Origin of the sequence: Enterobacter cloacae complex sp. IR5402 (assembly GCF_049238125.1) — a bacterium.
GTDB classification, from domain to species: Bacteria; Pseudomonadota; Gammaproteobacteria; order Enterobacterales; family Enterobacteriaceae; genus Enterobacter; species Enterobacter hormaechei_C.
In genome coordinates this window covers 279,294-291,617 of sequence record NZ_JBMKHO010000003.1, presented here as the reverse complement: position 1 = coordinate 291,617, position 12,324 = coordinate 279,294, and the positions used below count along the sequence as shown (strand labels likewise).

Sequence of the window (12,324 nt, the reverse complement as noted above, 5' to 3'; positions counted from 1 at the left end):
CTCACCCCAGATACTCAATCACCGACAGCCCGCCGTTATAGTCCGTGCTGTAAATAATCCCCTGCGCGTCCACAAACACGTCACACGACTGGATCACCTGCGGGCGATTCGGCCGCGTATCCATCATCCTCTCCGGCGCCGCGGGCACCAGCGCTCCCGTTTCCACCGGGCGATACGGATTGGAAATGTCATACGCGCGCACGCCCGCGTTCTGATACGTCGCGAAGATCAGCGTGGAGCTGACAAAGCTCCCCGGCCGGTTCTCGTGCAGGTTGTGCAGGCCAAAATGCGCCCCTTTCGCCACGTAGTCGATTTCATCCGGCTGCGGGAAGGTAGAGATACTCACCGGGTTCGACGGCTCGCGAATATCAAACAGCCAGATCAGCTTCTCGCCGTCTTCCTGGTTATCGAGCACCGCTTCGTCCAGCACCACCAGCAGATCGCGGTCCGGCAGCGGCAGCGCGGTGTGCGTCCCACCGCCAAACGGCGGGCTCCAGTTACGGTGGCTAATGAGCTTAGGCTGGGTACGATCCTTCACGTCCAGCAGCGTCAGGCCGCCGTCGCGCCAGCTGCCGTACGCGGTATCCCCCGCAATAATCGCGTGGTGCAGCGCGTAGCGTTTCCCTTCCGGCCAGTCCGGCTGTTCGCCTGCGGCCTGGTTCATCCCCGGCAGCCACCAGCGCCCCGCCACCTCGGGCTTGCGCGGGTCCGCCAGGTCAATGGTCAGGAAAATGTAGTCGGTAAAACCGTCGATCAGCGCCGACACGTACGCCCAGCGGCCACCGACGTACCAGATGCGGTGAATGCCGATGCCGCTCAGCGACAGAAAGCCGATTTCGCGCGGCCTGTCCGGCGTGGAGATATCAAAAACGCGAAGCCCGGCGCTCCAGCCCCTGTCCTGAACGTCGCTGACGGTCTCTCCTACCTGACGGGTGTAGTAGACCTTCTCGTCGGCGAAGCGGGCATCGGCAAACAGATCCCGGGCGTTGATCACCAGCAGCAGGTCGTCATGCGCCTGGAGGTGCACGTTCCAGGTGCCCGGCGGCGCGGGGACATAGCCCGCGGGGTTCGGATTTTTTGGATCGCGCACGTCGACAATCGAAAAGCCCTGCGACACCATATGGCCGATATACGCAAAGCCGCGGTGCACCATCAGCTGCACGCCGTCCGGGCGACCGCCCTGGTCGCTATGGCCAATCAGCCGCATATTGCAGCTGTATTCTGGCGTAGGAAGCATGCTCATTTATTTTTCGCTTCCAGCGTCGCAAACCACGGCGCGATAAAATCTTCCGTCTGGCCCCAGCCCGGAATGATTTTGCCCAGCGACGCCACGTTCACCGCCCCCGGCTGCGCGGTCAGCAGCGCCTGCGGGATCGCAGCGGCTTTGAAGTCGTAGGTGGCAGGCGTGGCTTCACCGGCAATCTTGTTGGCGATCAGGCGTACGTTGGTCGCGCCAATCAGCTTCGGATCTACCGCCACGCTCACCTTCCACGGGCTACCCGGCTCGCGCATCAGCTGTAAATCCTGGTTGGAGATGTCGATGCTGTAGAGTTTGATCTCGGTGCGGCCGTTCTCTTTCAGCGCCTTATACGCGCCCTGGCTGAAAGCATCCCAGGTCCCCCAGATGGCGTCGATTTTGCCTTTGGGGTATTTCGCCAGGATCGCACCCACCTTGTTGGCGGTATCGCCCTGCACGTCAGAGGAGACCGCGCCGATGGACTCCAGCTCTTTAATCTCCGGGTACTGCTTTTGCAACTCTTTATACGCCGCCTGACGACGCTCCATCGGCGGGAAGCCCGCTACCCACAGCTTGACGATATTGGCCTTGCCGTTGAAATCTTTCGCCAGCTGGCCGAAGGAGAGATTGGTCAGAGAGGCATCGTCCTGTTGGGTAACGGTCACGCCCGGGATCTCGCCGTTGACGGCGGTATCAAATACGGCGACCTTGATCCCGGCATCCACCGCCTTTTTTACCAGCGCGGTGGAGTACGGATCGCGGCCCTGAGACAGGATAATCCCGTCGTACTTCTGGCTGATGGCCTGGTTCACGAAGTCCTGGAATTTGGCATCGTCCCCGTTGCTTAAAAAGGTGCTGACCTTAAAGCCGAGCTTTTTTCCTTCCTGAATGGCCCCGGCAACAAACTGCGTGGTGTTGTCGTCTGAGCCGAGGTTGCGGATCACCGCAATGCGAATGGGGCCGTCATGGTTGGCAATGGCCGCCGGGAGCGGTGCGGGCGTGGCCGCGAAACCAGGCAGAGCGGTGAATAACCCTAATGCCACCAAAGAGAGTGCAATCTTTTTCATTTTTTATCCCGTTGTGTTGTCAGCGTTTTTGTATGTAGGTAATCGCCAGCGCTACCGCGAGCACCAGCCCTTTTATAATGTCCATGGCGTAATACGGCACGGAGAGCATCACCAGCCCGTTCGACAGCACGCCGAGGATCACCGCCCCCACCAGCGTGCCCAGGGCATTCGGCTTGCCGGACCCGGCCAGCGAGAAGCCGATCCACGCCGCCGCCACCGCATCCATCAGGTAACCGCCACCCGCATTCACCTGCGACGACCCAATGCGCGAGGCCAGCAAAATCCCGCCCAGGCCCGCCAGCAGGGAGGCAATCACGTAGGCTGCCACCTTGTAGCGCGTGGTGCGAATGCCAGAGAGGCGCGCGGCTTCGGGGTTGCCGCCAATGGCGTACATCCGGCGTCCATGAGTGGTCAGCGACAGGCCCAGCTGCGCCAGAATCGTCACCATCAGCATGACGATCACAATGGTCGGCACCTGCCCCAGCAGGCTGAACGTCGCAGGGATGGTCCCTTCCGCCATGTCGCCGCTCGGCAGCACCATGTTCTCAGTAATCGACCCGCCGTAACTGTAGATCATCGCCACGCCCTGGATGACAAACAGGCTGGCAAGGGTCGCGAGCATGTCCGGAATGCGCAGGATGACGATCAGAAAGGCGTTAAACAGGCCGACCAGCGTGCAGAGCGCGAGAGTGATTACAATCGACTCGGTGGTGCCGAAGCCGTGCCAGACGAAGAGCGAAATCACCAGCGCGTTCGCCAGCGACGCGGTGGATCCCACCGAGAGATCGAACCCGCCGACGGTCAGGGAGATCGACACGCCGATGGCAATCACCGTCACGATGGCAATCGAGCGCAGAATGTTGATGATGTTGTTCGGATCGAGGAAGCTGTCCGACGCCAGGCCAAAAACGGCCACCAGCGCGACGACGGTCAGCAACATGCCCCACTTGTAGAGAAAATCGAAAATCTGCTGACGGCCAGACGCCGCCGCGCTCACTGAAAGGGCCTTGCTCACGACGCCGTTCCTCCGGTTGAATAATAAAGTAGTGTCTCTTCACGGGCCTCGGCCCCGGCGATTTCCGCCACGATGCGCCCGTCCCACAGGACGCAGATGCGGTCGCACAGCCCGACCAGTTCGGCAAATTCGCCCGAGGCGTAAATCACCCCTTTGCCCTCGCGCGCCAGGCCGTCGATAAGCTGAAACAGATCGGTTTTGGCCTTCACGTCCACGCCTTTGGTCGGCTCGTCGAATATCAGCACGCTGGCGTCATTACGCAACCATTTACCGATGGCGACCTTCTGCTGGTTGCCGCCGGAGAGACGTCGCAAAACCTGCCCGGGACCGCGGGCGCGAACGCCGACGCGGGCGATCACCTCCTCCGCCCAGCGCCACGCCTGACGATGGCCGAACAGGCTCCAGCGCGAGAAGCTGTTATCGGCGCACACGGCAAGATTCATGCTCACCGGCTCGTCGATAAAAATGCCCTCTTTGCGCCGCTCTTCCGGCACCAGCGCCAGGCCGCGCAGCACCGAGTCCGCCGGGTCGCGCGGTTTCCAGTCCTGATGGTTCAGCTCGCCGTTCGCGACGCGGCTTTTACTGGCGCCAAACAGCGCCTTACAGAGTTCTGTTTTGCCCGCGCCCGCCAGCCCGGCAATGCCGAGAATTTCGCCCTTGCGCAGGTGCAGCGAGATATCTTTCAGCAGCGCGTCGTCGTGCAGCCCTTCTACCCGCAGCAGCGTTTCGTCGCCGTGCGGCGGGCGCGCGGGCGGGTAGATATCGCTCAGCACGTGGCCGAGCATCTTCTCAACAATCTCTTCACCGCTGAGATCGGCCATCGGGCCAGACTCAATCAGCCTGCCGTCGCGCAGCACCGTGAGGGTGTCGCAGATAGCTTTTAGCTCGTGAATGCGGTGTGAGATAAACACCACGCCGATGCCCTGCTGTTGCAGACGTCTTACTACCGCAAACAGACGCTCGCTCTCGTGCGCGTCAAGCGGCGCGGTGGGTTCATCAAGAATCAAAAAACGGCAGTGATGAGATAACGCCCGCGCCAGCAAAATCTGCTGTTTTTCAGCCAGCGTGCAGCCGTCGATGGAGCGGCGAACGTCGAGCGAAACATCCAGCTGCGCCAGCGCCTGCCGCGCCTGCTGGCGGATGTCGCGCCAGCGGTAGCGGTGCCCTGGCTGCGCCAGCTGGTCGAGCATGATGTTTTCAGCAATGCTTAACCCCGGGATCAGCGCCACGTCCACCTCCTGCTGCACGAGGTGGATGCCCAGCCGTTTGGCGTCCAGCGGCTCGCGGATGCTTACCGGCTGGTTGTTAATGCAGATTTCGCCTTCATAGTGGTCGTGCGTCCCGCACAGCACCGCCATCAGCGTCGATTTCCCCGCGCCGTTGGCGCCGGTCAGCGCATGCACCGACCCGCCGTTCAGCGTGAAGTCCACGCGCGACAGCGCCTGAAAGCCGGAAAAGGCCAGGCTGATACCGCGCATCTCAAGGCGACTGGAAACCATCCGCGTAAATCCTTCATTACTCTTCTGATTTAGCGAATTTTTCACAGCTCCGGTTGACTGACAACGACGGAAAAGGCATAAGATAAAGCGAAATATTATTAGCCATCCGGATGTCCAGACATAACATCGGGTTAGCGCTTGCTAAAAAAGGACAACTTCATGAGCAACACCGATATCCGCGTCGTACCCGGCCCGGCGAACTACTTCTCTCATCCGGGAAGCCTTGCACACCTGGATAATTTCTTTACTCCGGAACAACTTTCCCGCGCGGTGTGGATCTACGGCGAGCGGGCAATCGAGGGCGCACGCCCTTATCTGCCGCAGAGTTTTAACGCGACGGGGGCAAAACATCTGTTGTTTAAGGGCCATTGCAGCGAGCGTGACGTCACTCATCTGGTAAACGAGTCGGGAAGTGAAACCAGCGTGGTGATTGGCGTGGGCGGCGGTGCGGTAATGGATACCGTCAAGGCCGTGGCGCGTTGTCTGGGCGTGCCGTTCGTGGGCATTCCCACTATCGCCGCCACCTGCGCGGCGTGGACCCCGCTCTCCGTGTGGTACAACGATGCCGGTCAGGCGCTACAGTTTGAGATTTTTGACGACGCCAACTTTCTGGTGCTGGTGGAGCCGCAGATCATCCTTAACGCCCCGGCGGAATACCTGCTGGCGGGCATCGGCGATACGCTGGCGAAGTGGTACGAAGCGGCGGTGCTCGCCCCTCAACCTGAGAGTCTGCCGCTGACCGTGCGTCTTGGCCTGAACGGTGCGCTGGCGATCCGCGACGTGCTGCTGGAACGCAGCGAAGAGGCGCTTGCAGATCAGCAGCGCGGCGAACAGACGCAGGCGTTCCGGGACGTGGTGGATGCGATTATTGCCGGAGGCGGAATGGTCGGCGGTCTGGGTGAGCGCTATACCCGCGTGGCGGCGGCGCACGCGGTGCACAACGGCTTAACCGTGCTGCCGCAGACGGAAAAATACCTGCACGGCACCAAGGTGGCCTACGGCATTCTGGTCCAGAGCGCCCTGCTCGGCCAGGACGACGTGCTGGCGCAGCTGGTGGCGGCATACCAACGCTTTAACCTGCCGATCACGCTTCGCGAGCTGGACGTTGATGTAAACAACCGCGACGAGCTGGATAAGGTCATTGCCCACACCCTGTGCCCGGTGGAGTCGATTCACTATCTGCCGGTGACGTTAACGCCTGAGGTGCTGCGCGCCGCGTTTGCGAAGGTGGAATCCTTCAGTCGTTAATTGCGCCGACGGGCTATACCTAATGATGATTCTCTCCACTCTTGCAACGAGGTCATCATGCAGATCGATTTAACAGGTAAAAAGGCGCTGGTTACCGGTGCCAGTCGTGGGCTGGGTCGGGCGATTGCGCTGTCGCTGGCGCGCGCCGGTGCCGATGTGGTTATCACCTACGAAAAATCCGTCGATAAAGCCCAGCAGGTCGTCGATGAGATCAACGCGCTGGGGCGACACGGCGAGGCGATTCAGGCCGACAGCGCCAGCGCGCAGGCGATTCAGGATGCGGTCACGCAGGCGGCGCGCTCCCTCGGCGGGCTGGATATTCTGGTCAATAACGCCGGGATTGCGCGCGGCGGCCCGCTGGAGTCCATGACCCTGGCGGACATCGACGCTCTGATCAACGTCAACATCCGCGGCGTGGTGATCGCCATTCAGGAAGCGCTGGTGCATATGTCGGACGGCGGACGCATCATCAACATCGGCAGCTGTCTGGCGAACCGCGTGGCGCAGCCGGGGATCGCCGTCTACTCGATGACCAAGTCTGCCCTTAACTCTCTCACCCGAGGTCTGGCCCGTGATTTAGGCCCGCGCGGCATTACCGTCAACCTGGTCCACCCCGGCCCGACCAACAGCGATATGAACCCGGAAGACGGCGAGCAGGCTGACTCTCAGCGTCAGCTTATTGCCCTGGGCCATTACGGCCAGCCGGAGGATATCGCAGCGGCAGTCACCTTCCTCGCCAGCCCGGCTGCGGGGCAAATTTCCGGCACCGGTCTGGATGTCGACGGCGGTCTGAACGCCTGATCGCAAATTTACTGTATGCCTCTGTCGCCCGGCAGAGGCCTGTTCGAGCCGCCTCGATGATTCGCGTTTTGCCGCTTTCTCGCGGTTATTCTCCGCTCTACAGTACCTCATTAGAAATTCGGAATTTATCTAATAGTCTTATTATTTCCTTATATTTTGTGTGGGCGTACAGTGGAGGTACGGATGAAGATTGTGTGGTCTAAAACAGCAGAGAAGCAGTTTTCTAAAATCGATCCTCGATATCAGAACCGCATTAAATTCAGGCTGGAGAAGATGGACGATAAAACATCACCTGTCGCGGATATCAAGAAATTATCTTCTCCCGAAAACCACTACAGGTTGCGATTAGGTGATTACAGGGTCATTTACACCTTCGGAGACCCGCCGGGTGATATCTGCTACGTAGTGGCAGTAAAACGCCGGACAACCACTACCTACCTTCATGAGGAGCATACGGAATATGACTATTCAGTTCATCAAGGATGAAGAAGGAAAAAAACAGTATGTTGTCATACCCTACGGTGAATATTTTCGCATGCGTTTAGCCATGCTTGAGTACGATGACGATGATGAAAACGACTGGGAAGACATCCCTTACGAATCAGACATCTACGATAACGTAGGTTTACCGGGTGAAGTGTGCGACATCATGCATAACGAGAACGTCAGCCTACAGGCCGCCTGGCGCATTTTACGCGGCATGTCCCAGCAGGAGGTGGCGGAGAAGCTTGGCATCAGCCAGTCCGCCGTGTCACAGCTGGAAGCGCTGGACTCCCGACCGCAAAAGCGCACCCGCGAAAAGCTGGCGGCACTTTACGGCTGTAAACAGGAGCAGATCAGCCTCTATTTACCGAAAGAGGGTTAACAGCACTTCGCCCCGCCCTTGCCGCCGTAGCGGGCGTCCTGACGGTCGCGGAAAAATTCTTCGTAGGTCATGGGCGTCTGGTCCGGGTGGTTGACGCGCATATGCTCGACGTAGTTGTCGTAATCCGGCACGCCAATCATCATTTTAGCGGCCTGGCCCAGGTATTTACCTGCTTTGGAAAGGGTGTCGAACATAATCAGTTTCTCGTTTGTATTCCCCTCACCCTGACCCTCTCCCCAAAGGGGAGAGGGAACTTTAACACCCTCTCCCCTTTGGGGAGAGGGCTGGGGTGAGGGGGTTTGGTAATGTTAATGCGCCCCTTTCGCCTGGGTGACAATCTCGTCCAGGTTCTCAGGCATTGGCTCATACGGCGTCTCTTTCGCCGTCGGTTTGTCGACTTTCAACGCCGCCAGCGCGGTTTTCAGAGAATACAACGCCAGCACCACAACCACCACCATAAAGAAGATGGTCAGCCCGGCGTCCAGACGGTTGTTAAACACCAGCTGCGACAGCTGAGATTCGGTGTACTGTGCCGGGATCTTACCGCTGTCGATCATCGCCTGGAACTTATTGGCGATCGCCAGGAAGCCCACCTTGTTGTCCGGGCTGAAGGCTTTCTGCCAGCCCGCGGTCAGGGTACAGATCAGCAGCCACGCCGTTGGCACCAGCGCCACCCATGCGTAACGCTGGCGCTTCATCTTGAACAGCACTACCGCGCAGAGCATCAGGGCCATGCCCGCCAGCATCTGGTTGGCGATACCGAACAGCGGCCACAGGGTGTTAATCCCGCCCAGCGGGTCGACCACGCCCTGATGCAGGAAGTAGCCCCACGCCAGCACGCACAGCGCTGTCGCCAGCAGGTTAGCCGGGAGTGAATCGGTACGTTTCAGGTTCGGGGAGATCACCCCCAGCAGATCCTGCAACATAAAGCGCGCCGCACGGGTACCGGCATCCACCGCCGTCAGAATAAACAGCGCCTCGAACAGAATGGCGAAGTGATACCAGAACGAGACATCCATCAGCCCGCCCAGCGCGCCGTGCAGGATGTAGGCCATGCCCACCGCCAGCGTTGGCGCCCCGCCTGCGCGGGAGATAATCGACTGCTCGCCGACCTCATTAGCGATATGCGTCAACGTTTCAGGGGTAATCGCAAAGCCCCAGCCGCTCACCACCTGCGCGGCAGAGGCGACCACGTCAACGGTGCCCGCCGGAGCCAGGACCGCCATCGGGCTGTTCATCGCGAAATACACGCCCGGGTCAATAATACAGGCCGAAACCAGCGCCATAATCGCCACGAAGGACTCCATCAGCATGCCGCCGTAGCCAATCAGGCAGGCCTGATTCTCATTCGCCAGCATCTTCGGCGTGGTCCCGGAGGCAATCAGCGCGTGGAAGCCCGACACCGCCCCACAGGCGATGGTGATAAACAGGAACGGGAACAGGTTGCCGGTCCAGACCGGGCCGGTACCGTCGATAAATTTGGTCAGCGCAGGCATGGTCAGGGTCGGGCGCATAATCAGAATGCCGATCGCCAGCCCGACGATGGTGCCGATTTTCAGGAAGGTAGAGAGGTAGTCACGCGGGGCCAGCAGCAGCCATACCGGCAGCACCGCCGCCACGAAGCCGTAGCCTACCAGCATCCAGGTCAGCTGCACGCCGGTGAAGTCGAAGAACGGTGCCCAGGTCGGGCTTTCCGCCACCCAGCCGCCGGAGATAATGGCGAACACGAGGAATACCAGGCCAATCACCGACACTTCACCAATGCGCCCCGGACGCAGGTAGCGAATGTAGATCCCCATGAACAGCGCCAGCGGTATGGTGAAGGCGACGGTATAGGTTCCCCACGGGCTGTGGGTCAAGGCTTTCACCACGATCATCGCCAGCACCGCGAGGATGATCACCATGATCATAAAGGTCGCCACCAGCGCAATCACCCCGGCGGTTGCCCCCATCTCTTCTTTCACCAGCTCACCCAGCGAACGACCGTCGCGACGGGTGGAGACGAACAGCACCATGAAGTCCTGCACCGCGCCCGCCAGCACCACCCCCGCGAGGATCCAGATCATCCCCGGCAGGTAGCCCATCTGCGCGGCCAGTACCGGCCCCACCAGCGGGCCTGCCCCGGCAATCGCCGCGAAATGGTGACCGAACAGCACTTTTTTATCGGTCGGCACGTAGTCCAGACCATCGTTGTGGCGCACGGCAGGCGTCATGCGCGTGCCGTCTACGCCCAGCACCGTCTTTGCGATATAGCGGCCATAAAAACGGTATGCGATCAGATAAATGCAGACGGAGGCGACGACGATCCACAGCGCGTTGATCTGCTCCCCCCGGTTGAGGGCGATATAGCCCAGGGCAAAGGCTCCCACCACGGAGAGCACCGCCCACGTAAGGTATTTCCCTGAGTTGTTCATAGTTGTTGTCCGTTGTTGTGAAACAGTGAGATGTTACATTTTGTTTCTAGAACAACGGGTAAAATTTAACAACTTTGAAACGCAATAATGCGTGGTCAAACCAGAGATTTACACCACAGTGTTAAGCCGATCACTTTCAGCTGAATGACTTACCCCAACACCATCGTACTCAACCGACAGGTACAGCACCGCCGTCCCTGCTCGTCGAACACCACGATCTCCCAGCTCTGGCTGGAACGGCCCAGATGCAGCGGCTGACACACGCCGCGTACCTTACCGTGTGAGACTGCGCGGTGGTGCGTGGCATTCAGTTCCGTACCCACCACGTTCTGCCCGTCACGGGTCATCAGAAAACCGGCCATCGAGCCCAGCGTTTCCGCCAGCGCCGCCGAGGCGCCGCCGTGCAGCAGGCCAAACGGCTGATGGGTGCGCGCATCCACCGGCATCTCCGCTTCCAGCGTATCGTCCCCGAGGCGGGTATAGACGATGCCAAGGTGCCCCACCATCGTATTCAGGCTGGTGGCGTTCAGCTCCTCGAGCGTTAAATGACGTTTCCAGATCATTACGCCCCCAGCGTGGAGCCGCCGTCCACCACGATATCCTGCAAGGTGATATGGCTGGCGGCATCGGATGCCAGGAACAGCACGGTCGCAGCAATCTCCTGCGGACGGGCAATTTTACCGAGCGGAATGCCAAGCTTGAACTGCTCGCCAAAGCCGCGAATGCGCCGCTGTTCCGCATCGTCGCTGGTCCACAGGGTGCGCTGCATGTCGGTATCCGTTGAACCCGGCGACACCAGGTTACAGCGTACGCCGCTGCCCGCCAGTTCCAGCCCGACTGTCAGCGCCAGGCTTTTCAGCGCCGCTTTCGACGCGCCGTAGGCGCTCATGCCGATGCGCGGCGTGTGCGCCGCGTCAGAGGCCACCGTCACAATCGCCCCACCCTGCTGACGACGGAACTGGCCCATCGTCTGCTGGAACAGGTTGAACGCGCCGCCGACGTTGACCGCAAAGGTCTGCTGCCAGTCCTCCGGCGAAAGCTGATCCGTCGCGCCCATACGCAGAATGCCCGCTGCGTTAACCAGCACGTCGAGCCGCTCAAGGCTGCTGAGCAAACGCCCGCAGACGTCACTCGCCTGCGCCGCATCCGCCACGTCCAGCGTTTCGGTGGCAAACGGATATTCGCCGTGAGGGAAAGCCAGATCGAACCCGGTCACCTGCGCCCCGGCCTCCACAAATGCCAGCGCGGTCGCATAGCCAATGCCCTTACCCGCGCCCGTCACCCAGACGGTTTTACCGGTAAAATCAAAAGCCATCACTTCACCTCGCGGGAGAGCAGCGCCCACCAGGCATCGAGGGTCGGATTTTTTGCCAGCATCACGAAATCAATGTCGCCGTGCACTTTGCGCCAGCGGGCGGCGAGCGCCATCATCCGTACTGAATCCAGACCGTAGTCGATCAGGTTTTCGTCATCCATCGGCTCGTCGGACTCGTCCAGCAGCGGCAGGATCAGCTCACGCAGCGCGGCTTTCGTTGCCGGAACGGACGGCAGCAGCTCGTCGGTCATCACCACGCGGCCCGAACGTCCGGCCACGTATTTCAGCGACATCAGGTGCTCGTCGCGGGTGAAATCCGCCAGCGCGTCGGCGATAAAGAACGGTTTAATGTCGCGCATAAAGGCGTCGGTGGCGGTGGTCATGCAGCCGATGTGGGCGTATACGCCGGTGATCAAAAGCTGGTTGCGCCCGGTCTCTTTCAGCATCTGCTCCAGCGGCGAGCGGTGAAACGCGCTGTAGCGCCACTTCACCAGCACGGTGTCCGCTTCATCCGGGGTCAGCTCGGCGACGATGCGCTGCTGCTCCGGCGAACGGGTCAGGCCCGGCCCCCACATGTCGTTCAGCAGGGCACGGTCTTCATCGCTCTGATCTTTCGGCTGCGCGGTGTAGTACACCGGAATATTGTGCTCTTTGCAGTACGCGCGCAGTTTAGCGATGTTCGCCACTACCTGCTGCATCATGTCGCTATTTTCGCCCCAGAAGTTCAGGAAGTACTCCTGCATATCGTGGATCAGCAGCGCGGCGCGCTCCGGTTCAAACGCCCAGTTCACTTTACTGGTCGGCAGTTCGGCGGCGGTTGGCAGCGCGTATGCGGTTAATTTAGGAATGGCCATTCTCTGTTC

Annotated in this window: 13 protein-coding genes; 4 read left to right on the top strand and 9 right to left on the bottom strand. The window is 60.2% G+C overall.

What is annotated here, in order from left to right; all coding sequences use genetic code 11:
- Position 1: 1 nt before the first annotated feature.
- Genes ACOTXL_RS07645 through ACOTXL_RS07630 form a run of 4 tightly spaced genes read right to left on the bottom strand, consistent with a single transcriptional unit; the run spans position 2 to position 4,818 of the window.
- On the bottom strand, positions 2-1,243 hold the full coding sequence (locus ACOTXL_RS07645; RefSeq protein WP_045350564.1) for an LVIVD repeat-containing protein: 1,242 nt from the start codon (positions 1,241-1,243) through the stop codon (positions 2-4).
- Complete coding sequence (locus tag ACOTXL_RS07640) at positions 1,240-2,304, bottom strand: sugar ABC transporter substrate-binding protein (protein WP_022650577.1); 1,065 nt, start codon at positions 2,302-2,304, stop codon at positions 1,240-1,242. Before ACOTXL_RS07640 ends, ACOTXL_RS07645 begins: the two co-directional genes overlap by 4 nt.
- A 19-nt stretch (positions 2,305-2,323) precedes the next feature.
- Positions 2,324-3,319, bottom strand: coding sequence for an ABC transporter permease (locus tag ACOTXL_RS07635; protein ID WP_045350565.1), 996 nt, complete (start codon positions 3,317-3,319; stop codon positions 2,324-2,326).
- Complete coding sequence (locus ACOTXL_RS07630) at positions 3,316-4,818, bottom strand: sugar ABC transporter ATP-binding protein (protein ID WP_023324297.1); 1,503 nt, start codon at positions 4,816-4,818, stop codon at positions 3,316-3,318. The genes ACOTXL_RS07635 and ACOTXL_RS07630 overlap by 4 nt, the downstream gene beginning before the upstream one ends.
- 159 nt (positions 4,819-4,977) lie before the next feature.
- Between ACOTXL_RS07630 and ACOTXL_RS07625 the strand changes: the two genes are divergently transcribed.
- The 4 genes from ACOTXL_RS07625 to ACOTXL_RS07610 all read left to right on the top strand — a co-directional run bounded on the left by ACOTXL_RS07625 (position 4,978) and on the right by ACOTXL_RS07610 (position 7,732).
- Positions 4,978-6,066: an oxidoreductase gene (locus tag ACOTXL_RS07625; RefSeq protein ID WP_045350566.1), complete on the top strand. Its 1,089-nt coding sequence runs from the start codon at positions 4,978-4,980 to the stop codon at positions 6,064-6,066.
- A 57-nt stretch (positions 6,067-6,123) separates the two neighbouring features.
- Positions 6,124-6,867, top strand: coding sequence for an SDR family NAD(P)-dependent oxidoreductase (locus tag ACOTXL_RS07620; protein ID WP_017382507.1), 744 nt, complete (start codon positions 6,124-6,126; stop codon positions 6,865-6,867).
- A 183-nt stretch (positions 6,868-7,050) separates the two neighbouring features.
- Entirely contained in the window at positions 7,051-7,353 is a 303-nt protein-coding gene (locus ACOTXL_RS07615) for a type II toxin-antitoxin system RelE family toxin (protein WP_022647393.1), read from the top strand.
- Positions 7,328-7,732 (top strand): helix-turn-helix domain-containing protein, encoded by a 405-nt coding sequence (locus tag ACOTXL_RS07610; protein ID WP_023324295.1) that lies wholly within the window; start codon positions 7,328-7,330, stop codon positions 7,730-7,732. Before ACOTXL_RS07615 ends, ACOTXL_RS07610 begins: the two co-directional genes overlap by 26 nt.
- Here the strand turns inward: ACOTXL_RS07610 and ACOTXL_RS07605 are convergent.
- The 5 genes from ACOTXL_RS07605 to ACOTXL_RS07585 form a co-directional block, all read right to left on the bottom strand.
- Complete coding sequence (locus ACOTXL_RS07605; RefSeq protein ID WP_006809671.1) at positions 7,729-7,926, bottom strand: YbdD/YjiX family protein; 198 nt, start codon at positions 7,924-7,926, stop codon at positions 7,729-7,731. The two genes, ACOTXL_RS07610 and ACOTXL_RS07605, sit on opposite strands and share 4 nt — an antisense overlap.
- Before the next feature lie 114 nt (positions 7,927-8,040).
- Positions 8,041-10,146: a pyruvate/proton symporter CstA gene (gene cstA, locus ACOTXL_RS07600; protein ID WP_015571172.1), complete on the bottom strand. Its 2,106-nt coding sequence runs from the start codon at positions 10,144-10,146 to the stop codon at positions 8,041-8,043.
- A gap of 149 nt (positions 10,147-10,295) precedes the next feature.
- Positions 10,296-10,709, bottom strand: a complete 414-nt coding sequence (gene entH / locus ACOTXL_RS07595) for a proofreading thioesterase EntH (RefSeq protein ID WP_015571173.1) — start codon at positions 10,707-10,709, stop codon at positions 10,296-10,298.
- The gene (entA, locus tag ACOTXL_RS07590; RefSeq protein WP_023324294.1) at positions 10,709-11,461 is read right to left on the bottom strand and encodes a 2,3-dihydro-2,3-dihydroxybenzoate dehydrogenase EntA; all 753 of its coding nucleotides are present in this window, start codon (positions 11,459-11,461) and stop codon (positions 10,709-10,711) included. Before entA ends, entH begins: the two co-directional genes overlap by 1 nt.
- The gene (locus ACOTXL_RS07585) at positions 11,461-12,315 is read right to left on the bottom strand and encodes an isochorismatase (RefSeq protein ID WP_017382510.1); all 855 of its coding nucleotides are present in this window, start codon (positions 12,313-12,315) and stop codon (positions 11,461-11,463) included. The genes entA and ACOTXL_RS07585 overlap by 1 nt, the downstream gene beginning before the upstream one ends.
- Between the last annotated feature and the right edge of the window lie 9 nt (positions 12,316-12,324).